The organism is Aquimarina atlantica, from assembly GCF_000626715.1.
Classification (GTDB): domain Bacteria; phylum Bacteroidota; class Bacteroidia; order Flavobacteriales; family Flavobacteriaceae; genus Aquimarina; species Aquimarina atlantica.
In genome coordinates this window covers 297,503-319,483 of record NZ_AQRA01000005.1, presented here as the reverse complement: position 1 = coordinate 319,483, position 21,981 = coordinate 297,503, and the positions used below count along the sequence as shown (strand labels likewise).

Annotated in this window: 26 protein-coding genes; 2 read left to right on the top strand and 24 right to left on the bottom strand. The window is 31.2% G+C overall.

Annotated features, from left to right (window positions below; translation table 11 throughout):
- Positions 1-21: 21 nt before the first annotated feature.
- The 21 genes from ATO12_RS12670 to der form a co-directional block, all read right to left on the bottom strand.
- A complete protein-coding gene (locus ATO12_RS12670; protein ID WP_034242410.1) occupies positions 22-636 on the bottom strand; it encodes a hypothetical protein in 615 nt (204 codons plus the stop codon).
- Positions 637-661: 25 nt separating this feature from the next.
- Positions 662-1,336, bottom strand: a complete 675-nt coding sequence (locus tag ATO12_RS12665; RefSeq protein ID WP_034242409.1) for a hypothetical protein — start codon at positions 1,334-1,336, stop codon at positions 662-664.
- A gap of 15 nt (positions 1,337-1,351) precedes the next feature.
- The gene (locus tag ATO12_RS12660; RefSeq protein WP_034242407.1) at positions 1,352-1,627 is read right to left on the bottom strand and encodes a hypothetical protein; all 276 of its coding nucleotides are present in this window, start codon (positions 1,625-1,627) and stop codon (positions 1,352-1,354) included.
- A 27-nt stretch (positions 1,628-1,654) separates the two neighbouring features.
- Complete coding sequence (locus tag ATO12_RS12655; RefSeq protein ID WP_034242405.1) at positions 1,655-1,846, bottom strand: hypothetical protein; 192 nt, start codon at positions 1,844-1,846, stop codon at positions 1,655-1,657.
- Between the two features lie 106 nt (positions 1,847-1,952).
- Positions 1,953-2,783, bottom strand: a complete 831-nt coding sequence (locus ATO12_RS12650) for a hypothetical protein (RefSeq protein WP_034242404.1) — start codon at positions 2,781-2,783, stop codon at positions 1,953-1,955.
- Positions 2,784-2,845: 62 nt separating this feature from the next.
- A complete protein-coding gene (locus tag ATO12_RS12645; RefSeq protein WP_131248829.1) occupies positions 2,846-3,346 on the bottom strand; it encodes a hypothetical protein in 501 nt (166 codons plus the stop codon).
- Positions 3,347-3,368: 22 nt separating this feature from the next.
- Positions 3,369-3,956: a hypothetical protein gene (locus tag ATO12_RS12640; protein ID WP_034242401.1), complete on the bottom strand. Its 588-nt coding sequence runs from the start codon at positions 3,954-3,956 to the stop codon at positions 3,369-3,371.
- Positions 3,957-3,977: 21 nt separating this feature from the next.
- Complete coding sequence (locus tag ATO12_RS12635) at positions 3,978-4,211, bottom strand: hypothetical protein (RefSeq protein WP_034242399.1); 234 nt, start codon at positions 4,209-4,211, stop codon at positions 3,978-3,980.
- 7 nt (positions 4,212-4,218) lie between these two features.
- Positions 4,219-4,467: a hypothetical protein gene (locus tag ATO12_RS12630; protein ID WP_034242396.1), complete on the bottom strand. Its 249-nt coding sequence runs from the start codon at positions 4,465-4,467 to the stop codon at positions 4,219-4,221.
- A gap of 48 nt (positions 4,468-4,515) precedes the next feature.
- Complete coding sequence (locus tag ATO12_RS12625; protein ID WP_034242394.1) at positions 4,516-4,770, bottom strand: hypothetical protein; 255 nt, start codon at positions 4,768-4,770, stop codon at positions 4,516-4,518.
- 45 nt (positions 4,771-4,815) lie between these two features.
- Positions 4,816-5,379, bottom strand: coding sequence for a hypothetical protein (locus tag ATO12_RS12620; protein ID WP_034242392.1), 564 nt, complete (start codon positions 5,377-5,379; stop codon positions 4,816-4,818).
- Between the two features lie 15 nt (positions 5,380-5,394).
- On the bottom strand, positions 5,395-5,661 hold the full coding sequence (locus tag ATO12_RS12615) for a hypothetical protein (protein WP_034242390.1): 267 nt from the start codon (positions 5,659-5,661) through the stop codon (positions 5,395-5,397).
- A gap of 163 nt (positions 5,662-5,824) precedes the next feature.
- Positions 5,825-6,166, bottom strand: coding sequence for a hypothetical protein (locus ATO12_RS12610; protein ID WP_131248828.1), 342 nt, complete (start codon positions 6,164-6,166; stop codon positions 5,825-5,827).
- A gap of 71 nt (positions 6,167-6,237) precedes the next feature.
- Entirely contained in the window at positions 6,238-7,161 is a 924-nt protein-coding gene (locus tag ATO12_RS12605; RefSeq protein WP_034242387.1) for a hypothetical protein, read from the bottom strand.
- Positions 7,162-7,185: 24 nt separating this feature from the next.
- Positions 7,186-7,464: a hypothetical protein gene (locus tag ATO12_RS12600; RefSeq protein ID WP_131248827.1), complete on the bottom strand. Its 279-nt coding sequence runs from the start codon at positions 7,462-7,464 to the stop codon at positions 7,186-7,188.
- Positions 7,465-7,533: 69 nt separating this feature from the next.
- Positions 7,534-8,559: a PIN domain-containing protein gene (locus tag ATO12_RS12595; protein ID WP_034242384.1), complete on the bottom strand. Its 1,026-nt coding sequence runs from the start codon at positions 8,557-8,559 to the stop codon at positions 7,534-7,536.
- A gap of 86 nt (positions 8,560-8,645) precedes the next feature.
- The gene (locus ATO12_RS12590; protein ID WP_034242382.1) at positions 8,646-9,440 is read right to left on the bottom strand and encodes a hypothetical protein; all 795 of its coding nucleotides are present in this window, start codon (positions 9,438-9,440) and stop codon (positions 8,646-8,648) included.
- Positions 9,441-9,528: 88 nt separating this feature from the next.
- Positions 9,529-9,708, bottom strand: a complete 180-nt coding sequence (locus ATO12_RS12585; RefSeq protein ID WP_165583374.1) for a flagellar FlbD family protein — start codon at positions 9,706-9,708, stop codon at positions 9,529-9,531.
- Entirely contained in the window at positions 9,705-10,874 is a 1,170-nt protein-coding gene (locus ATO12_RS12580) for a hypothetical protein (RefSeq protein ID WP_034242379.1), read from the bottom strand. The genes ATO12_RS12585 and ATO12_RS12580 overlap by 4 nt, the downstream gene beginning before the upstream one ends.
- Positions 10,864-11,202: a hypothetical protein gene (locus tag ATO12_RS12575; protein WP_034242377.1), complete on the bottom strand. Its 339-nt coding sequence runs from the start codon at positions 11,200-11,202 to the stop codon at positions 10,864-10,866. Before ATO12_RS12575 ends, ATO12_RS12580 begins: the two co-directional genes overlap by 11 nt.
- A gap of 730 nt (positions 11,203-11,932) precedes the next feature.
- On the bottom strand, positions 11,933-13,240 hold the full coding sequence (gene der, locus ATO12_RS12570; RefSeq protein WP_034242376.1) for a ribosome biogenesis GTPase Der: 1,308 nt from the start codon (positions 13,238-13,240) through the stop codon (positions 11,933-11,935).
- A gap of 606 nt (positions 13,241-13,846) precedes the next feature.
- Between der and ATO12_RS12565 the strand changes: the two genes are divergently transcribed.
- On the top strand, positions 13,847-15,316 hold the full coding sequence (locus ATO12_RS12565) for an alpha/beta fold hydrolase (protein ID WP_034242374.1): 1,470 nt from the start codon (positions 13,847-13,849) through the stop codon (positions 15,314-15,316).
- Between the two features lie 430 nt (positions 15,317-15,746).
- Here the strand turns inward: ATO12_RS12565 and ATO12_RS12560 are convergent, their stop codons facing one another.
- The gene (locus tag ATO12_RS12560; RefSeq protein ID WP_034242373.1) at positions 15,747-17,279 is read right to left on the bottom strand and encodes a choice-of-anchor I family protein; all 1,533 of its coding nucleotides are present in this window, start codon (positions 17,277-17,279) and stop codon (positions 15,747-15,749) included.
- A 178-nt stretch (positions 17,280-17,457) separates the two neighbouring features.
- Positions 17,458-18,339: a GTPase Era gene (gene era / locus ATO12_RS12555; protein ID WP_034242372.1), complete on the bottom strand. Its 882-nt coding sequence runs from the start codon at positions 18,337-18,339 to the stop codon at positions 17,458-17,460.
- A 223-nt stretch (positions 18,340-18,562) separates the two neighbouring features.
- Between era and ATO12_RS12550 the strand changes: the two genes are divergently transcribed.
- Positions 18,563-20,584, top strand: coding sequence for an OmpA family protein (locus ATO12_RS12550; protein ID WP_240486130.1), 2,022 nt, complete (start codon positions 18,563-18,565; stop codon positions 20,582-20,584).
- Positions 20,585-20,601: 17 nt separating this feature from the next.
- On the opposite strand, the gene ATO12_RS12545 is transcribed toward ATO12_RS12550, so the two are convergent.
- The gene (locus ATO12_RS12545) at positions 20,602-21,945 is read right to left on the bottom strand and encodes an alanine/glycine:cation symporter family protein (RefSeq protein ID WP_034242371.1); all 1,344 of its coding nucleotides are present in this window, start codon (positions 21,943-21,945) and stop codon (positions 20,602-20,604) included.
- Positions 21,946-21,981: the final 36 nt, after the last annotated feature.

The window sequence follows — 21,981 nt, the reverse complement described above, 5'->3', positions numbered from 1 at the left end:
CAACAATCGTTTATTTAAACTTTATAAATTAAATTCTTCATGATAATAATAAGCCGTCAAATCTTCCAAACTATCGTAAATTCTTTGATAAATTTCTAGAAGATTAATCATATCAACTTCTATATTTTCCCATACTCCTGCATAAAAATGTTTCATATATCCATTAGAAATAGGATAACGTGAAAAATCTAAATTCTTTTTTCCTTTGTCATCTTTTAGTTTTTTATACAGCTCAGTGATGTAGAAGTCTAGTTCTTTTGTAACTTCTTTAAAATCTTTCCCTTTATCATCAATCCCGAACTCTATTATTCTTGCCTTCACTACAGCATAGATTTGTTTTATGTCATGGCCTCCTTCAATTCTTCTACCATTCCTCAATAGTTCGTTTAACTTCCAGGTAATCGCTTTTAGGTATAATTCGATACCGTGGTTTGCATTATGTAGAATAGGAAAAATTATTTTGTCTGCTTTTTTATCCTTATTTTTTTTTAAGCACTTCTTTAATAAGAGAATTGATGAACTCAAAAAACCATCTGCAAGTACCAAAAAATTGCTAATGTCTTCTCCATCAGTTCTCCAATTTAGAAAAGCAAGTTTTGTATAGTGCTGATCATTTCTTGCAAAGACTTCCTTCATAGGTTATTTGAACTTTAATATTGTACTATTTAATTTTCTCGTAAAACTTAATATATGCCATTTCTAAATTTTTAACTACCAGAATAATCTCTTTTAGTGATTCGTCAACAAAGCCATCTGTTACTTTATTTCTGCTGTGTTCTCCCTCAACATTATTCATCTCATCAATAGTTTTTCTTATATTTTCTGGTATATCTCGACTTATGTTATGAATGAATCGATTTCTAACTCCTCTTATAGCATCAAGTTTTCTATTAGTTACCTTAGAAATAGTAATTTCCAATTCGCAATTCCTTTTCAGCCATAAAATATATTTATTTATGATTGGTAACGGACGAGTATCTAAAATAATTTTGGAATTCAAGTCGGATGCTACTTCATTAGAAAGTTCCACTAAAAGGTTTTCAAAATAACTAATTGCTAAAGATAAAGTTGAAGCACGTAAATGGTCAGGAAAATATTCTATATCTGCTCTAACATTGTCATAGAAATTATAGTGTTCTAATTCATTAACTTTATTTTCTAACTCTATGTTTAAATTATTTAAATGAAACTGATTAAACATTTTATTTATCTCCCAGTTTCTATGAAGACTTTGAAAACGACTCATGAATTCCCAAAAAGGTTCATAAAAAATACCTTCAGTTTCATAAATTGGTTCGATATTTAAAATATCTAAAAAGTGTTCTTTTGAAATCATCGCTTTATTAAACTTTTAGTTTAGAATTCTTAGATACTTATGAATCCAATTAATTATATCAGGTTTTATATGATTATATCGTTCTGGGAATTTTTTAAATATAAAATGAAGATCTAAATGTGCTCCTTGTCCTTTTTGGATAATTTCAACTTCTTCGCTACCCACAAATCCTTTCCAAATAATCGGATATTCTATTACTTGAGGATTCATTGTTTGGTTAGGGTTTAAAAATACACTATCCTTTTCTTGAGGATGAGAATAATCTACAAATTTTTCGTTTATGGCCCACATATTAATCAATTTATTGAGTTTTATTATTTAAGAGATTAGTATACAATCCCATTGGTTTAAGTTTATAGAAAGACTGCTAAGTGAAACTCCATATTTACGCTCCACTGCTTTTTTAATATCTTCGGATTTTGGATCTCCTATAGAAGTTATAACTTCTACATTCATTCCTTTAAGAGTTTTTCCAGAACTATTCTGGCATTCACATTTATATAATTTCATAGTTTCATTGAACTTTTAACGTCTCTTGTATGTTGCGCTTGCCTGCTGAAGGTAGCATATGCAATACACAAATTGTTATGTTTTTTTATTTTTGATTCTCAATAGTTTAGTTTTGAATATCTGACAATGTCTGGAGATTGAGTCCATTTATCACAGTTGTTTGTTTTTTTATTTTTTTCAATATATCAATTGCATTATTTTCTGAGATAAAAGTGTGAACGTAAGGTGTGGTAGTCATAATTAGAATATCTATTATGTCGGATTGCTCTATTTTACGTGTTCCATCTGAGAAGAACTTATAAAAAATAGCATGTGCTAGGACATCCAATGATTTTATTTGTTTCAATTTTTTCTTGTCAACTTTCACATTTTGACCATTCAAGAACCGATACTTCAGTTCATACCTCATAAATGCTCGAACAAAATCACCTTTCTTGTTTTTGATATATTCCTTATTAATGTGATTAAATTCAGGTTTATCTAAAACAGATATAACTTCATTATAGAAATCTGTTGTGTAACGATCAACATTTATAAATGCACTTTTTACCTCTGGCTTCTCTAATAGAATGTCAAGGGAGTTTGGGTTAAATACTTCACTATTAACTTTTATTCCTTGGGGGGAGAGTAGAATTGGATTTACAAACGCCACATCTCCTGCTATTAGATCGATTTCCTTAACTCCTAAAGGGAAATATGAAATTACCAATACACATGGGTAAATCGAGTAGAATTTTTTGAAGTCCTTATACAGAGTTTTGTTTTTTGCTATCTCATATAAAGTATAAGTGCTAAAGCAAAGAAGGTACTTTTCATTAATAGGGTATTTTGTAATAAACTTATTAATCAAATCCCCTTTTTTACAAATATTACTTATAACATTTGTGTCAAGATAAATCAGTTTATGTTGTTTATATATGCTATTTATTCCAATCATTGTGAAGTTTGCATATTAAGTCAAGTTATAATAAAAATACAATTTATCGTTTATTTAGACTTTTAATTTTTTCTTCTGTGACCTTTTACATAAACTCTCTTTCCTGATTTAGTCTTTCTGTAATGCCCTTTTACATATGTTGATCCAGATGAACGTATTGACCCACTGCCAGAAGAGTAAGAATTATATTCTAAATTATTTAAGATAGAACTCTCACTTATTTTTAAGTCTGATACATCAACAAATCCAGTTTTTCCGTTGTATACAACTTTGTACACCCCAATTTCTTTATTAAGAACTTTGATTGAATCTCCAACTTTTATAGTATCAATTGCCTTTCCATACTTTTTATCTTTCAATAAAAGCTTTGAAAAGCTATATTTTTTTTCGACTTCAATTAAATACCCATTCTTTTTAATTTCGGAATTAATTTGTTCTTTTAATTCATCTACCTGACTATAAAGATAATCTAGCTTAATTCCTAAACTATCTATCTTCTTATTGTTTTGGCTGTAAGCTAAAAAACTTATTAATAGACTTACTGTTATTGTAATATTCTTCATATCTATCGTTTTTTTAGACTTTTTATTTTCGTAATAGCTTAAAATCATAATTTCCATTCTCTTTAATTGTAAGAGTATAAACTCTGTCAAACCAAGTATATATAGGTTTTCCATTTAAATCCCTACCATTTCCGCTTTTATTTGTTTCTTGTAGAGAAACCATAAATGAGTTTTGACCGTTTCTTCGGATTTTTGGGTTTTTATAAATATAACCCGCATTATAAAAATTATACCAGTCTTGTATATATTTCAATGCTGTTTGTTCATCATAATTAAATGTATTCTTAATACTACCTTGGTTCTTTTCCTTATTAATAAAGTGTTCATCTATTATTTTTTCAATTTCTTTAAGTTCCCTATAGGCCTTAATAGGTAGCCGTTGCCATATTTTTTCTTTTGTTGTGTCTTTAATACCATTATATTCACCGAATATGTCAATCTGAGGATAGTCCTTTACAATGGTGTCTAAAGTACCCTGAATAGCAAGTTTATAAATACTATCCCTTTCTGTTGTCATTTTGATTAACTCCTCTTTTAATGTCTGATGTGTTGATTCAGTAACACAACAGATTAGTAACGGAAAAGACAGAACTATCAAGATTTTTTTCATCGTTTTATTGAACTTTAATTGTCAAATAATAAAGTTTAGATGTTCGTTGTCAAATATTTCTCTTAATCTTTTGTACGAAATATTTGTTGTGTTTTTCTCAATATCAAATTGTTTATATTGACTCACATAATTAAATACTATTTCTCCCTTTACATCTTGTAACTCTTTATTACTACTCGCGAGTTTCCTAAATTCACTAAATCTTTCAGGAACATTTTCTTGTGGTAAAAACGGAGTAAATTCTAAGTTCGCCATCGTTTATTTAGATTTCATTAATTTTTTCAAAAACAATTATTACGCCGCTAGTATAACTAAACCCATATCCATAAGACTGATTTTCATCATCGGAGTGATTATTATAACCAGATATTAAAGGAGTTACAGATACCACTTTATATCCATCAATGTTATTCCGTTCTATTACTTTAGAAACTTCCTCAAATACTTTTTCTGACTTATAATGTAAGGTATCGTCTTCTATCTTTGCTTTTATGAATTCTGTTTTATTCATTTTTTGGTTTTTTATCGTTTATTTAAACTTTTAATTCATTTATCATAATTAGTGAGAAGTAGCATTTCTACCAATAAAATCCTCCCAATTATCTCGTGTTACAATCTTATTTATCCAAGGAATATGGGTTATAACATTTCCTTTTTTATCAAGTATAGAAAAGTCTACGTCTTCTGAATCAGAAATCATGTGAAACACACAATAACCATATTCTTTTTCTATATAATAGCTATTGTAGGATTTATGAAATAGGAAATTAGAATCTAGTGTATATAACCCATTTTGTAAAATTAATTCTTCCATAATTTATCGTTTTATTGAACTTTTGGTGTTTAAGTGTCTAAAGTGTTATTTTTTAAATAAATCTTTAATCTCATTCAAATCTTTAACATTAATATCAATGAAAAAATTATTCATAATGGAATGTAGCATTTCGTTATAATCATCAAAAGCAAACTTAAGTTCAATGAATTCTTCTTTAGAAGCTACTATAATATCGCCCGTATCCTTTGGATGAACCAATTTATCACGTTTATTTTTAATAGACTTTAACTTGCTGTACTTAGAATCAAGATATTGTTGAATTATTTCCTCCTTACTCCATGTTTGACAAATTCTTTTAAACGTCTTTTTAAACCTGTCTTCGAAACGGTGTTTGTCATCATAAGCTTCATATTTATCAACTTGATTCAACCCGAAAATATCTGATTCAATCAAAGAAAAAAAACCTTTCAAAGAAGCTCTATAAAGCGAATTAAATTTTTCTTCTTCTCCTTGAAATGTCTCGGTTATGTTCAAGAGCAATTGGTAATCTTTACGAATAACGTTGTGACGCTTTTGAAAGCCCAATAATGCTAAATTTGCATTTCTAAACTCCTCTGGATCTTTATAGGTTTTTGAATGTTCACTCATCGATTACTTGTACATTTAATTTATAGTAGGGTCTCCACCCCAACCTTTTAAATCTTCTTTCTGGATTTCTTCTTGAGTTTGAAATTTTAATGAATAAGAATGTAGTGCACATTCTCTTATTGTTCCATCTTGTAATTCTATTATTGCAATTTGTTCCGGTCTTTCAGAATGTTGGTTTATACCATCGAACCACTTGTGGAAATATCCTTCAAATTTTTCAGGCTCGTGTTTCTCATATTTGGCCAATATTTCCGTGATATATACTTTTCTTAAATTCTTCATATTTATAATCGTTTTATTATACTTTAATTTTGCATTGACATAATTATGTAATCAGCTCTAAATTAAATAGGTGAAATTTCACCAAATCCTTCTGTAATTTTATCATTAACTAATGAAACTTATCATCTCCTCTTGTAATTAACAACAGGTATCTATAAAGGTTTTAATCAAAAAAACCTCTAATAAAAGAAAACATAAACTTGGCAGCACCAATATACCCTGTTATCTGTGCTGCGGTATATTCCTCGATTGTACCCACTATTCCAATACCAAGAAAAACTATTGCAAGAATTAAGTTGACTAACCCGAATTCACCCCAATCAAAATTAAAACTGTTTTTATTCCGATAAAGTTTTATCCCTAAATAACCAATACCTATATATAAGCAAATAGGTAATATATATTTATAATCCACTTCTTTTTGTTCAAAAAACATCAAATATATAGAGACAATTATGAATAGACACACAATGAAAATAATAACAGCACCTAAGAGTTTTTTCATCGGTTTATTGAACTTTTAGTTTACTATCTCGCACGGAAAGCATTTCCGGCTTGAGATCCGTAATGTTTATTCTATTTCTTCAAATCTAAAAATGTTGTAATTTCTGTTTTTACTTTTTCTAAGCTATTTATATGCCCTTCAATTTCTTCAAAATGAGCTTTTGTAACTATTTCCATGTCTATCCAAGCAGCATTTACCTCATTAGTTACATCTGAAACCTCAATAGCATCTTCATCAACAGGAATATATTGTTTAGTTATTTCGATAAGTGGTATGATAAACAGTTCGATTAACTTTTCCCTAATAACCACCTGGTTTTCATTTAATAAATCCGGATTAGACAAAACGGCTTGGACGTGATGAAAATACTTTTCTGCAAATTCATTATGTCCAAAGTTGATTTGAAAACCTTGAGGACTTCGTAAAACATCTATTGCTCTTCTATTACTAATTTCGTGGAACATTCTATACATTAGCTTTCTGTATAAATAGAATCTTTTTTCTAAGGTAATGTATCTAGAAATATATGTCCTTACGGAATCCCTCAAAGAATGCCGAAAATCGTTTAAAGAGTATAGTGCTGCAAAAAGGCTATTTACTTTTCCTATACCATCTTCTTTCTTAAATCCGATAGCTTCATAAATATGTTTTACATCTATAAATTTTAAGAAATCGACTTGTATATCTGGATTAAATTCTAAACTGAAATTTTGCTTTTCTTTGTATTCTTTGAGCCCTTTCAATTGCCCATCTATGGCTAGATTTAATTGCCCTAAATTGTTTTCAAAAAGTTTAACTTCAGATTTAATAAGTTCCTTCTGCTCTTTGGCTTTATCTTTTTTATCTCTTCTGTAACCTCGTTCTCCAAGGAAGTATGCTAACCATAAGCTTAATATTGTTAAAACAAGAGAAAGTATATCAAACCAATTTTGAGAAAAAGACCAAAAACTAGTCATTTTTTCTGCTTCTTGAATTATTAAATTGAAATCAAACATAATCGTTTATTTGAACTTTTGACATTAGTAATTACAAAGGTTGTTTTGAATTTCTTCCGTTGTCAATTTTCTTAAATTATCACCAAAATTTGCCTTAAGTATTTTTCTTATTTCTTTATCTCTAATATTGTCCATATTGAACTTTGGTGTTAATCCACGACTCGGTTTTATAACAGTAAGCTCTATTTCTTTGAACTCACCACTATATTCCTCATTTAGTGTCTCCTGAATGTCCCTTTTCAAAGATCTTATATTGCTACTTAATTCCTTTTCTTTTAAATAATTTTTTCGCTTTGACCCCAATCGAATATTGCTATATTTTACGTACATATAATAGATTTATTAAACTTAGATTATTGATAATCAAATTTTTTAAATTAATTCATGATCAGATAATTCAATTTCTTTGATTTCATTATTTTGATAGACCAATCCTATGTGAAATTTTCCTCTCAAATAGGTAGTTTCGTTATGAACATTCCTAAATTCCTTGGAACCGTAATAATCATATTCATAATATTCAAATTCAGTTTCAATTTCTGCACTTACAGTAAAGTTTATAATCAACGAACCATTTATCATTTCATAAATAAAGAGGTCATCTTGATCATAAGGAATAGCTCTTAAAATTCTATAATTGCCTGTACTTTCTTTTTCTTTCTTATACTCATACCAAGATATTATGCTATAGTTATTACTATCATTTATTTCATCGCAAATTACATCGGATAGCCATTCGAAATCAAGGTTGTCTGTAATCCAATCATGATCAAAAAGATCAATTTTCTTAGAATGTTTTTCTATAAAATCTTTAATAGTTCGAAAGTAATTTACCCTTATTCCTAAATCTTGACATTCCTTTTTTAGGTTGTAATGTAATTCAGTTGGGTCTTTTATATCACCAAAGTCTTTTGGGTTATTGCTTATAAATGTGATTTGTTTTTCGTGACATCCCTGGCAATAATCTAAAATAGTAAGCCATATTATTGAATCTCTAAAGCCTTTATCTTCGTCTTTAAAGGGTTTTTGTTTGTTTATAGCTCGTTTTACTATTTCTGGTAAATATTCGTTTTTGTAAGGTATATTCTTTTCTTCTTTTCGTCCTAATTTATTGTAAACAAAATCGATGTATTTTTTAACCTCTTCGTCACAATTAATATTCAATTCATCAACCAATTCATAATTTAAACCTTGGTTTAAGTTCTTGCGAGCTTTATTATAATTTCTTTGATTTTCATCTAAAGTTCTTTTGTAAAGTCCTGTGAGTTCTTCAATTATAATCTGTGGTAAAACAAAACGAGAGTCTGTTTTATGCAAATAATCTCTCAAAATATCAAAGTCCTTGGAATTGAAGAATAAATCGCTTCTGAAAATGTTTGTGTCAAGGATTATATCCATTCTTTTATCTAGTTATTATAACAAATTTATTTCTCATATAAAAATCGTTTTATTGGACTTTTAATGTTTCATTTTATAATCTAATGTTAGTGACAGTTTTTTAATGTAAACTTTGGATAATATAAATTCTCAAAGTCCTTTTTTACAATTTCATAAACTTCCTGTATTTCAATTTCTGTTCGATTAATTTCATTTTCTTTTAACTGATCATATACTCCTTTAAAATATTCCTCTTTTGCATTTTCATTATTTTCGATTTGTGCGAATGTAAATTCCATAACTTCTTTGAAAACTGCATCGGTATCTTTATAGAAAAAACTAGAGCTTTTGTTTTTAGATTCAAGTTTTTCAAAGGCCATTATTAAATTATGTGATTCTAGTATATTTTCATAAATAATCCTATAATCATCAAGGATTTCTATCGGTTTGATAGGTTTACTGGCAGAAATATAACCACAAAAAGGACTAGTTTGTTTTAAGTCCATTGCATTATAAATGGAACGCCCATAACAAGTAGCCATACAGATGTATAGCTTATTACAGGCTTCGAGGTTTATATAGGTCAAATAATCTGTCAATTCTTTCCAATGAATGATTTCTTCATTTGATAATTGTAATCCAGCGTCTTTTCCACCGTGCATTTCTAAATGGAGCAATATTCCTAATTTGGTAGTTTTGCAATTATATTTAATGTAATTAATAGAATCAAAGAATTCGTTTCTGTTCTCCACAACAAATAATCTGAAAATTAATTTATCCTTTATGTCAGGATAATACTTATAATGCTTTTCAAGAGTATCATTATACAACTCAGAGCCTGTTTTAAGTTCTCCTTTTTTTAAACTTTCAATTATAAATATCGTTCCTATATGACCAATCATTTTTTTTAAATTGTCACTAACAATGTTATATGAGTATAAGCAAGCATACTTCCATTATATTTCATTATCGTTTTATCGAGCTTTAAGTTTATTGTTCCCTTGAAAGTCGTCGAATTTCAGTTCTTGATTCTGCCACCACCATCATTTCACCATCAGTCATTGTAATCAAGGTACAATTATTAGGTTCAGAAACCATTTTAGCGATATTATCTGTATCAACTGTAATTTCTTGTCTTTTTATGTTACCAGAATTAATTATTTCTATCAATTTCGTAAGGTTAATGTTTGGCATAATTCATCTATTTCTTGTCCTACATTAATGAAATCATCAGGGATACCGGCATTGGACATATCATATTTCAGAAACTCTGAACGTAAAGAAAAATTAGGATGAATCGTGCTTTTTATATGGTTATCTGTAAATAAAGAAAAACTCAAAAGAAATGATTTAGAAGCTATTCTGGATAGTAATATACTAGATGAAGCAGGAGCAAAACGAACATGATTTTTCAGGTGATTAGAAATATTTAGTTTATTCACTAGCCGAGAAATCTCATTGTCAAAATAATAATGCATAACATAATATTGACTTAGTTTACTACCAAAAGAGTCACAAATAAATTCTTCTAGAAAAGATTTGTTAATATTAGGAAGATTGTTTTCATTCATAAAAGACTTAACCGCAGTCTCTTGTTCTCTAAAAGATACTCCTTGAAGATTTTCTGTATTTAGCATTATATGACCAAATTCATGACCAACAATAAACGAAATGATTATATTTCTTAAACAAGAGATGAAATTTAAATCTTCATCGTTCCAACTTCCTTCTAAATGTAACCCAATCGCATCAATAATACTAGCTGTATTAATAGTCCTATATCTTTTCCCTTTATCATATTCTATGTTCATGTCGGGGCTAGTTTGGTTTACATTTTCGTATTCTAAATCACTATTCTCTTTTATAAAATCTTTCATTTTATTAATATAATTAGCTAATTCAGAAAAGTTAGTTTTGTTCAATATTACTGCGCCCATCAATATTGAAATTTCAGAAATGATGTATAACATTCCTAGATTTATTTTGATCGAAAACCTATCTAGGTTCATACCTTTAGTAACCCTAGCAATTCCAAGTATATCTCCTGAAAAAATATAAGGTTCGTTACCTACAAATGTGATATAGCAACCATCTTTGGTAAGACCTATGTTTCTATGTTGGGATTCTCCAATTGATTTACAATATAAATCATAGATTGGAGCTACTTGATTATAAAATAGCTCTTTAGATATATTATGATAAAAATTGCGTGCTTTTAACCATGCTTCAGAATTATCGTTTGAGTTATCATCATCAACTTTTAATAATGAATTCAATACCTGTATATGAAATCTTACATCTCTGCAAAATTTTAATGGAGACTCTTTAAACTTCATCTATATAATTTTTACAAAACTTATCAAGACCTATTCTACTCAACAAAACAACTAAAGCAGCAATAGAAACATTTTGAGAGAAGATTCCACCAAAACTGGCGATAACGTTATAAATATTATTATCAGAAATATTGCGGAAATTTGATAATTCTTCGGAATTACATACAATTTCCCTAATTTCAGATTTATTGTTTTCAAACCACTCTTTACCTCTTTTTACTAGGATTTTAAATGGAGGTGGTATAATATTATTGTCATCAAGAGCCCCTAATTCTGCCCATAGCTCATCATCTGAAAGCTTTGACATATAAGTGATTTCATCGTTCATATTATCATGTTTTAATTTCCTTTAAAAATAAAACACCCCATACCCGAAGAAATCTTCAGATATGGGGTAATTAGTTTTTTTACGTTGGTTCTAAGATAGAAAATTTTATTTAATCTCCCTTAGATTTCCATTTCTGTTTTTCTGTGCTTTTACAATATGCTTTGTCTGGATTTGATGTATTTTTTGTAATCTGCCTTTCGCATATTAAATTTTGAGAAGGAATGCTAAAGGGAGCATATCCAAACAACATTACTAGTTCATTTAAGGGTTAATTGATAAACTTAAAAAATGAACCACTTTATTGAACTTAATAGGTTTTATTCTCTGGTTTCTAATCAAAAGTTCACTAAAATCACCATAAAATTGGAGTTACCAAACACTCTAAAAAGAAAGAAAACCGTACATGCTTTTAGGAAGCTATCATCTTATTTGCAGAAGGAGCAATTTTAGAATCACAATTACACAAATGAAAGTGCTATCCCAATGTTTACAGGTTCTTGTAAATAGATAGGACTGTATTTTTTTTAGATTTTTTTCTGAAATTTAGGATTTTATAAAAATCCCCGATCGGGCATAGTATGTCGCTAGTACCGGTAAGAGTGATAAAATAAATACTCCATATGCTTTATCGTAACTATCCTGTGAAAGATTGTAACTTTTTAAAAAGAGTTATAGATAATGAAACCTTTGCAAACCTTATAATACCAATCTAATATGATTTAGTATACCTCTACTTCTTTCTCAAATATACCGAAACTGGTACACCATGAAAATCAAACTCTCTACGAAGCTGGTTTTCGAGAAATCGTTTGTATGGATCCCTTATGTACTGTGGTAAATTACAGAAAAATGCAAATTGCGGTTGTGGTGTTGGTAATTGCGTGATATACTTTATCTTCACATACTTACCTTTATAGGCAGGTGGCGGGTTATGCTCAATTATTGGTAATAAAACATCATTAAGCTCGCTGGTTTTAATTTTTTTAGACCTGTTTTTATATACCTCTACTGCAGTTTCGATAGCTTTAAATATACGTTGCTTTGTTAAAGCCGAAATAAATACAATAGGAACATCTGTAAACGGTTCTATTTCTCTACGTATATATTTCTCAAAATCTTTTAAGGTATTACTTTCTTTATTTTCTACAAGATCCCATTTATTAACCAAGATTACAATCCCTTTACGGTTGCGCTCGGCTAACCAAAAAATATTTTGCACTTGTCCGTCAAAACCTCTGGTTGCATCCAAAACTATTAAACAAACATCACTATGTTCTATTGCTCGAACAGATCGCATAACAGAGTAAAACTCCAGGTCTTCTTTTACTTTAGATTTACGTCGTATTCCTGCAGTATCTACCAGATTAAACTCGAACCCAAAACGATTGTACTTGGTATCGATTGCGTCTCGTGTAGTCCCAGCAATATCTGTTACAATATATCGATCTTCTCCTATTAACGCATTAATAAAAGAAGACTTACCAGCATTAGGCCTTCCTACAACTGCAAATCGAGGTAACTCACTAGATTCGTCTTCATTTTTTTCAGGCAATACTTTTACCAATTCGTCTAGAAGTTCTCCTGTACCACTTCCATTAATACTGGCAATAGTATAATACTCACCAAGACCTAAATTATAGAACTCTACTGCATTTGTAGCTCTCTGTCCATTATCCACCTTATTCACCACCAAAAAAACAGGCTTATCTACCCTGCGAAGTAGATTGGCGACATCCTGGTCCATCCCAGTTATCCCTGATTCTACATCAACCATAAAAATAATAGCATCAGCTTCATCGATAGCCAATTCTACCTGCTTATCGATTTCGGTTTCAAAAACATCATCACTCCCCACAACATAACCACCGGTATCAATCAATGAGAACTCTACTCCATTCCAATCACTCTTTCCATAATGTCTATCACGGGTTACCCCGCTAACAGCATCTACAATAGCCTCTCTTCTTTGAATTAACCGATTAAAGAATGTTGACTTTCCAACATTAGGTCTTCCTACAATTGCCACTATACCACTCATTGCTATCTTTTCTAAATTTTGTGCAAAATTAGACTTTTTATTTTAGCAATACTATAAATGTTTTGATTTGATTACTACTGGCAGATTAGAAAGGAGCATTAGTAAAAGTGATACCTATATGAATTGAATTTAGAATATAATCTTTATAATTTCAAATAGGTTTCTTTTGATCCTTTACATTGACTTCCTAAAAACTCTGTTATCTTATCTGTTAACAAAGACGACTCCTCCAAAAAAATAGACACAAAATCAATACAATTACTTCTACACAAACAGCCTACAATCAAATTCCAATACTTCAAAGGAATTTTTCAAAGCCAAAAAAGCATTTAGCATATCAAAGAAAGATTAACCGTAATTGATCCATAAAATAACGAAGAACCAGAAGCTATTGATCACAAATATTTATGTTTTTATAGGGTTGAACTATTCGGTATACGTCTTATAGTCAAATACTTAAAACCCATGAAATATATAATGAAATTTTTCATACTAAATGTATCTATTGAAAATCGAAAAAAACACCGCATATACGATCTTTCTTTTTTGAATTACTAATGATAATATAAAAGCAAACAAAAATGTCTAAACCTTAAAATCACACAAATGAAATTAATTAAGAATAACTTCGTAAACATTTTACTGGCACTACTTTTTTTATCAATTACTTCTTGTGACAACGACGAAACTCCCACTCCTGATGTTCCTAAACTAGGCTATATAACTAAGGATTGTAAATATTCTGTTTCAGGTGTTAATCTACGATGTGGAGAACTCACAGTTTTAGAAGATTACAACAAACCACAAGGTAGACGTATTACTCTACCTGTTGTTATAATACCCAGTTTATCGCAAACACCCAAATCAGATCCTATAGTATATCTTGAAGGCGGTCCAGGCGCTACTCCTATACCTGTGATCGGGGAATTTACTACATTTACTGAATTGAGAGAAGATCGCGATCTTATTTTTATGGCTCCTAGAGGAACCCCAGGGACAAGTACTGACCTTTCTTGTGCGTCAACAGATCTAAGTGCCTTAAAAGCGTGTTACTCCAAATTTAAAAGCGAAGGAATAGATCTTGAACAATATAGTAATTTAAATACGGCACGTGATTTTCAGGAACTTCGAAAAGGATTGAATTTAGACCAATGGAATCTTTTTGGAATAAGCTATGGAACTACATTAGGCATGTATATTATGCGGCAGGATCCCGAAGGTACCCGATCTGTGATATTAGATTCTCCAACAGCTCCCAATACTGATGTTGCATATAGTGACACTTTTAGTAGTATTAAAGCTATTGATGCAATGTTTAAGAAGTGTGAGAGTGATTTCAATTGCAAAAAACGCTTCGGAGACTTGAAACAAACCTTTTTAAATGTTCTAAAAACGGTTTCTAATACACCTTTTGAAATCAATTCTGATGAATTGAAAGAGTGTCTGAAAGTGACTAGTATTGATAATAAAATTTTCTTACAAATAGTAATCGGATGTTTAAAAGAAATTTATACTATGGACAGAGCACCAGCATTAATAGATGCCATCAACAGACAAGATAAAAATGCTTTATTACGTATTTGTGATATCACTCCCCCAACATTTCCTCAAACACAAGGTTTTGAAGGATCGGAAGATTCTGTAGGGCTACACTTCTCGATTTACTGTGGTGAAGTGCACTATAGTAAATACGAACAGGGGGCACAAGAAACACTTCCAACCTGGGCTAATGGACTATGGGAATTATTGACTCCTGAATTTATAACTGCATGCCGAAACAAGGTTTGGCCTATTTCACCAATTGATCAAAATCTTGTTCAATCAGTAATAAGTGATAAACCTACTCTAATACTTACTGGAGCATTAGATCCTCTTACCAATATAGATGAAGCTAATCGTGCTGCTGCAGGATTATCAAATGCGCAATCCTATATAGTGCCATTTACAGGTCACGGAGTTGTAATAAGAAAGTGTTCTTTAGAACTAATGAGGGATTTTTTGAGTGATCCATTACAACAAATAGATACTTCTTGCCTTTCGGCAATACCACCATTACAATTTAGAACAGATTTATAGTTTACTGTTTATAAGAGAGTTCATTTAAAGTTTTTTATTCTCAAAAAACTTTAAGTGAACTCTATATACATTGCTTAACGTTTTAAACAAAGGTATAAAATCAACACATGAGATTTTAGGATACTATTCAATTCAGTTACTTCTATTAAAAACATATATACTAAACTAGAATATTGATATAGAGATACGAAGCAAACAGGGATCATTCTGTTAGAAAAATAAAAAGCCCAAAGGCCAATGTTTCAGGCCGATGGAACTTTTCATAATTGATAGTCAGTCAGTGAAATAATTACTTAGTCAAATATACCACGTATTGTAGTCAAGTTGGTTACTGTAAAACAACAAAGTTTTTATTGTTATTAGTGAAAAAACAAGGCTGTATAGCCGCTTACCAGCATTATGACTAGGATTCTCTTCTTTCTATATTGATTTAATTCTTTTTTTGTATTTCATAAATAGCAACTGTATTAGATACTTCATTAGTTACGATAATCAGATCGTTTTCTGTCGGACTATCTTTTGCTTCGACTACAATCAATCCTTCTGGAGAAATATCTGTCTCATCTCTTAACCATTCTAAAAACTTTGGGGTAGACGGATTGGAGATATCATACACCAAAATCCCTCCTGTTCTCTCTAATCCTACAAAAAGTAGTGTCTTGTTACCCACCTTAAGAGTTTCTACTGCTTCTGGTTCTGCTCCTTTATCATCAGACCTTTTATCGGCTGCACTTCCTTCATTACTGTTAAAAGCACTTGGATCCAAATCAAAAATTGTTTTTCCTATTTGGTCTCCACTATCATAAATAACTGCTCCAGATGTAGACCATATTGTAAATGATCTGGCGCCATAAGCATAAATCCTGTCATAATCTCCATCACCATCAATATCTCCATTTGCTGTAGTAATTTTAAGTCTTCCCAGATTCTCATCTAATTGTAAGGTAGCTGCATCAGAAAAAGCAACCGGATCCAGTGTAAGGTCTTTTACCCTATCTTCTTCAGAAAATCCATCATAATCCCTGGCATCTCCTTCGTTTGCCGTTATTAAATATCGCCCTCCTCTAATCTTGGTATATGCTATAGCATCTGGGTGATAAAACCCTAAAACCGGCCAATTTTGAAAATTCCCTACAACATTATCTTTATCGCTAGCATCTATTTGATTATTGGGCAGCTCATAATTTTTTACTCCCAGTCCGATGATATCCGTAATTGTCTTGGTTTCTAGGTTAACAATTGCCAATCCATTATTTTCCTGTAGCGTAACATATGCTGTCTTCGAATCATGTGAAATAGCTACATACTCTGGCTCTACATCTTGTGCCAGAGATGCTCCTGGTCCAAAAACCCGAAAGTCATTACCAATAGTCTGGCCATTAAAAGCTGTAAAACTTACATTCATGACCTGCCCGGTTGCCACTTCTATAATCGTTATTGATCCTTCTGGATCATCGGTATACAAATCATTAGGTTCTCCTTCATTGGCTGCTACTATATACTTTCCATTAGGGCTAAAAGTTACCATATCTGGTAATGCGCCTGCCGGATAAGTATGCAACAGTTCTTGCGAATCTGAGTTATAAATCGCAATGGTTCCATTAGCCTGTTTATTTGCAGCATTTTCTAAAGCCACAGCTACCATCCCGTTGCTTACAGCTACACTATTGGGAGTACCTACCAAAGGTATATCTACCCCATGTACTGGTGCGCCTGGATCTGATATATCCCAAACCGAAAGTTCTAATTCCTTTGGGTTTACAACAAAAAGCTTACCCGTTTGTGGGTCAAAAGCAGAAATCTCTGCAAATCCTTCATCTCCTGTTCCATTAACAAAGCCTCCAATTTTTTTAAATGTTAATGTACCTGTATTTCCACCTCCGTGGTAATCATCAGGGTCACATGCGCTAAAAAGCCCTAATACAACTGCGGAAATAAGAATAGTTTTGTTAAAAATTTTCATTATTGATCTTGTTTTGTGTGATTAAAAGCTCAAATGTTAACAACACATATATCCTTAATGTTATGCTAAGGATAAATTATAAACATTAATCAATAAATAGTTTTAACAAAAACCTTCTCACAAGTGATGAAGAAGGTCTAAAAAGCAATAGATAAAGTGATATTACAAGGGTTGTGAATCAGTTATTATACCCGAATCGTTTTAATTGACGTTCATTACTACGCCAATTTTTATTAATTTTTACATACAGTTCTATGTGTATCTTTTTTCCGAAAAACTTTTCCAGTTCTTTACGTGCTTCGGTACCTACTCTTTTTAGAGCAGATCCTTTATGACCTATAATGATTCCTTTTTGAGAATCACGTTCTACCATAATCACCGAACGAATTCTAATAATAGTGTCGTCCTCTACAAACTCCTCTGTTTCTACTTCTACAGAATAAGGAATTTCTTTTTTATAGTGCACTAATATTTTTTCGCGAATGGCTTCATTTACAAAAAAGCGTTCTGGTTTATCTGTTAGCTGATCTTTTGGATAAAAAGGTGGTGAATCCGGCAATAATTCAACTATTCTGCCAAAAACTTCTTTTACATTAAAATTCTCTAAAGCAGACACAGGGTATATTTCTGCATTGGGTACTTTTTGACTCCAAAACTGAACCTGTTCTTCTAATTTTTCCTGATTAGACTGGTCTATTTTATTTATTAGTAGAAGAATAGGGATTTTTGCATTTGTTATTTTATTGAAAAAAGCTTCATCTTTCAGGTCTTTTTCACCAATCTCTACCATATATATCAACACATCTGCATCTTCAAAAGCAGATTTAACAAAATCCATCATGGATTCCTGAAGCTCATAAGCAGGTTTTATAATCCCAGGAGTATCTGACAGAATCACCTGAAAATCATCACCGTTTACAATTCCTAAAATACGATGTCTTGTGGTTTGTGCTTTAGAAGTAATAATAGATAACTTCTCTCCAATAAAGGCATTCATCAATGTAGATTTACCTACATTGGGGTTACCTATAATATTTACAAAGCCAGCTTTATGAGCCATATCATTGATTTTAATGCAAAGGTAGATGAATATTAAACAAGAAAACAACAGATCATAGAATTATTACACACATCCCTGTTTTATTAACATTTTCCTACAAAAAGTAGTTATTAAAATAAAGAAGTTGAATTGACTTTTTAATTGAATTTTTCTTAAATTTAGTTCCAGTATGTTTTCAAATACCCCGTGAAAACAAGTTTTTAACATTAAATTCTGGGATCGTTTGAAAAATCACACCTTATTTTTTACTTCAATCTTTATAAGAAGAAATCTCATTTCTTTCTACGTACTCATTTTCATAACATCATCACAGCTTTTTTCTCAAGATCAGGATAAACGTATAACCAAAGCAGATCAAAGTTTTACAGCATTTGAATATATAGATGCCAGAGCAATATATATGGATGTGGCTCAACGCGGATATTCTTCTCAAAACCTATACTCTAAACTAGGAGATTCGTTCTATTTTACAGGAGATCTTGAAGATTCTGTAGTTTGGTATGAAAAGCTTATCCAAACCTATCCAGAGGATTTAAATCCTGAATATTTATTTAGATATGCGCAAAGCTTAAAAAGTGTTGAACGCTATAAAGAAGCTGATAGGATTATGGATCAATTCTATGCTATCACAGGAAATGACAAACGAGCCAAATCTTTTATAGAAAAAAGAAATTATTTAGATTTTATCGAAATGCAATCGGGTAAATATGACATATTCCCTCTGAGTATTAATTCGAAAAACTCAGAATACGCCCCTAGTTTCAATAACAAAAATCAAATTGTCTTTGCTTCATCCAGAAGTAAAAGCATTAATGACTCAAAACTTCATAAATGGAATAAAATGCCTTTTTTAGATATCTTTTCTTCTAATATCAAAGAAGATCAGATTACTCTAGAAGACCCCGTTAAACTTAAAGGGAAAATAAACACTAAATTTCATGAGTCATCTACCAGTTTTAGTAAAGACGGAGAAACCGTATATTTTTCTAGAAACAACTATACTAATAACAAATTAGGAACGAGTAAAAAGGGTGTTGTACTCCTAAAATTATATAAAGCTACCCTAAAAGATGGAATATGGACTGACATCGTAGAATTGCCTTTTTCTAGTGATGATTATTCTGTATCGCACCCTTCATTAAGTGCCGATGGAACTAAACTCTATTTTGCAAGTGATATGCCAGGTACTTTCGGACAATCTGATTTGTTTGTGGTAGATGTATTAGGAGATGGTAAGTACGGTGAACCAAAAAACTTAGGAAGCAACATAAATACAGAAGGAAGAGAGACTTTTCCTTATATAAGTGACAGCGGAAGGTTATACTTTTCTAGTGACGGCCATGTAGGCCTGGGTGGATTAGATATTTTTGTTTCTGTACCTAATGAGTCTGGTTTTTCTGATGCCTTTAATATTGGCAAACCTGTAAATAGCTCTAAGGACGACTTTACTTTTGTATTAAATGAGGATACCAAAATAGGGTATTTTGCCAGTAACAGAAAAGGAGGCAAAGGTAATGATGACATCTACAGTTTTAAACAAGTCGAAGAATTGATCACTTCTTGTATGCAATATATAGAAGGCACAATCACAGATAGTGCAACTGGCGAACCACTTATAAGAACTGATGTTACAGTGTTGGACAATAATAGAAACACACTGTATCAAGCTGTTTCTGATTTAAAAGGAAAATACAAAATTAAAGTACCTTGTGAGGAATCATATGTAATACAAGCATCATTAAATGAATATATCCCTAAAGAGGTTACCCTAGAAACCACAGATGTTTTTGAATTTATTCATGATATTCCTTTTGCTTTAGAAAAAATAGGGACACAAGAAGTATTATCTACTACAGTAGAGGTTACTATAGGTGATGATCTCGGAAAAATTTTACAACTAGAGCCTATTTATTTTGGACTAGACGATTATGAAATTAGTCCAAAAGCAGAAGTTGAGCTTCAAAAAATAATTTCGGCGATGAACAAGTATCCTAAATTAAAAATTGAAGTTCGCTCACATACCGATAGTAGATCCAGTCATTGGTACAACAAAAAGTTAAGTGTAAAAAGAATGAGGGCCACGATACGATATATCGTACGAAAAGGAAATATCGATTGGCGACGCATACCTGGTAAAGCATATGGAGAAAGAAGATTAATTAATAAATGTGCTGATGGAGTCGATTGTACAGAGGAAGAGCACCAGGAAAACAGAAGAAGTGAGTTTATTATCATGAAAATATAGTAACCAAAAAACTGGTTTTAAACCTTATATTTTTCAAAATAAATTTTAGCTCTGGCATTTACTTTTGAGGCCAATAATAATCCAGAAATCACTGTAGGGATTGCCATTATAGCAAAAGCACTATCAATTAGGTTAATCGCAAATTCTATTTTTACTACTGCAGCAATTATGATCGATACTATATATAGATAGTTATAATATTTACCATACTTAGGCTTGGTTAAAAATCCCAGACATGTAGTACCATAATACGAATATGAAAACAGTGTCGAAAACCCAAATACCAAGACCATAATAACCACTACAATATCCCCCAATCCGTATGGCAGAACAGAATTAAAAGCTTCTAAAGTAAGAGATATGCCATTATCATTAGAACTTTGCCATACTCCTGTAGAAAGTATTGCCAAAGCAGTTAGTGTACATACCAGCAACGTATCTATTGCCGGGCCAATCATTGCCACTAACCCTTCTCTAATTGGCTCATTAGTTTTTGCTGTACCATGCATCATAGGAGCGGTTCCTATACCCGCCTCGTTAGAAAATGCAGCTCTTTTTACTCCTGTTTTAATTAAATACCCTAAAGCTCCCCCTGCAGCTGCTTTTCCAGAAAATGCATCAGAAAAAATTAACATAAACATATCTGGTATTTTTTCTATTTGTAATACCAAAATAGTAATCACTGTAATAAAATATAGTACTACCATAAAAGGAACCAATCTGCTAGCCACAATCCCTATTCTTTTAATTCCTCCCATAACGACCAGCGAAGCAAAACCTGCTAAAACAATCCCGATATACCACTTATAACCATCATCCCAATCTAAAATATCTACCAATGTTTGAGTTAGTTGATTTGCAGTAAACGCTGGTAGTGTACCAACCAATCCTGCCAAAGCAAAAAGTATAGCCAAGGGTTTCCATTGGGTTCCCAGGCCTTTAGTGATTACATACATAGGGCCACTAAGTAAAGTCCCTTTATCATCTTTTGATCGATACATTACTGCAAGTGAACAGGTATAAAACTTGGTTGCCATACCAATTAAGGCACTGATCCACATCCAGAAAATAGCCCCGGGACCACCTGCAACAATTGCTACCGCTACACCACTTATATTACCCATACCTACTGTAGCAGCAATTGCAGAAGATAATGCCTGAAAATGACTAAGCTGACCAGGTGCATGTTCATTATCATATTTACCCCGCAACACATCGATCGCATGTTTAAAATAGAAAAAAGGTGTAAATCTAGAGTAGATAAGAAAAAATATTCCTCCACCAATAAGTAATACCAATAAAGGCCAGTCCCATACCCAGGAGCTAAAACCAGCAATAAAATCTTCTGCTATTTTAAACATAAATAATAAGGATAGTGGTTATAAATGTAGTGACAA

What these genes read in the sequence shown, in the direction of transcription:
- ATO12_RS12670 (WP_034242410.1), bottom strand. Translation starts at nt 636, where the DNA reads ATGAAGGAAGTCTTTGCAAGAAATGATCAGCACTATACAAAACTTGCT.
- ATO12_RS12665 (WP_034242409.1), bottom strand. Translation starts at nt 1,336, where the DNA reads ATGATTTCAAAAGAACACTTTTTAGATATTTTAAATATCGAACCAATT.
- ATO12_RS12660 (WP_034242407.1), bottom strand. Translation starts at nt 1,627, where the DNA reads ATGTGGGCCATAAACGAAAAATTTGTAGATTATTCTCATCCTCAAGAA.
- ATO12_RS12655 (WP_034242405.1), bottom strand. Translation starts at nt 1,846, where the DNA reads ATGAAATTATATAAATGTGAATGCCAGAATAGTTCTGGAAAAACTCTT.
- ATO12_RS12650 (WP_034242404.1), bottom strand. Translation starts at nt 2,783, where the DNA reads ATGATTGGAATAAATAGCATATATAAACAACATAAACTGATTTATCTT.
- ATO12_RS12645 (WP_131248829.1), bottom strand. Translation starts at nt 3,346, where the DNA reads ATGAAGAATATTACAATAACAGTAAGTCTATTAATAAGTTTTTTAGCT.
- ATO12_RS12640 (WP_034242401.1), bottom strand. Translation starts at nt 3,956, where the DNA reads ATGAAAAAAATCTTGATAGTTCTGTCTTTTCCGTTACTAATCTGTTGT.
- ATO12_RS12635 (WP_034242399.1), bottom strand. Translation starts at nt 4,211, where the DNA reads ATGGCGAACTTAGAATTTACTCCGTTTTTACCACAAGAAAATGTTCCT.
- ATO12_RS12630 (WP_034242396.1), bottom strand. Translation starts at nt 4,467, where the DNA reads ATGAATAAAACAGAATTCATAAAAGCAAAGATAGAAGACGATACCTTA.
- ATO12_RS12625 (WP_034242394.1), bottom strand. Translation starts at nt 4,770, where the DNA reads ATGGAAGAATTAATTTTACAAAATGGGTTATATACACTAGATTCTAAT.
- ATO12_RS12620 (WP_034242392.1), bottom strand. Translation starts at nt 5,379, where the DNA reads ATGAGTGAACATTCAAAAACCTATAAAGATCCAGAGGAGTTTAGAAAT.
- ATO12_RS12615 (WP_034242390.1), bottom strand. Translation starts at nt 5,661, where the DNA reads ATGAAGAATTTAAGAAAAGTATATATCACGGAAATATTGGCCAAATAT.
- ATO12_RS12610 (WP_131248828.1), bottom strand. Translation starts at nt 6,166, where the DNA reads ATGAAAAAACTCTTAGGTGCTGTTATTATTTTCATTGTGTGTCTATTC.
- ATO12_RS12605 (WP_034242387.1), bottom strand. Translation starts at nt 7,161, where the DNA reads ATGTTTGATTTCAATTTAATAATTCAAGAAGCAGAAAAAATGACTAGT.
- ATO12_RS12595 (WP_034242384.1), bottom strand. Translation starts at nt 8,559, where the DNA reads ATGGATATAATCCTTGACACAAACATTTTCAGAAGCGATTTATTCTTC.
- ATO12_RS12590 (WP_034242382.1), bottom strand. Translation starts at nt 9,440, where the DNA reads ATGATTGGTCATATAGGAACGATATTTATAATTGAAAGTTTAAAAAAA.
- ATO12_RS12580 (WP_034242379.1), bottom strand. Translation starts at nt 10,874, where the DNA reads ATGAAGTTTAAAGAGTCTCCATTAAAATTTTGCAGAGATGTAAGATTT.
- ATO12_RS12575 (WP_034242377.1), bottom strand. Translation starts at nt 11,202, where the DNA reads ATGAACGATGAAATCACTTATATGTCAAAGCTTTCAGATGATGAGCTA.
- der (WP_034242376.1), bottom strand. Translation starts at nt 13,240, where the DNA reads ATGAGTGGTATAGTGGCAATTGTAGGAAGACCTAATGTTGGAAAGTCA.
- ATO12_RS12565 (WP_034242374.1), top strand. Translation starts at nt 13,847, where the DNA reads ATGAAATTAATTAAGAATAACTTCGTAAACATTTTACTGGCACTACTT.
- ATO12_RS12560 (WP_034242373.1), bottom strand. Translation starts at nt 17,279, where the DNA reads ATGAAAATTTTTAACAAAACTATTCTTATTTCCGCAGTTGTATTAGGG.
- era (WP_034242372.1), bottom strand. Translation starts at nt 18,339, where the DNA reads ATGGCTCATAAAGCTGGCTTTGTAAATATTATAGGTAACCCCAATGTA.
- ATO12_RS12545 (WP_034242371.1), bottom strand. Translation starts at nt 21,945, where the DNA reads ATGTTTAAAATAGCAGAAGATTTTATTGCTGGTTTTAGCTCCTGGGTA.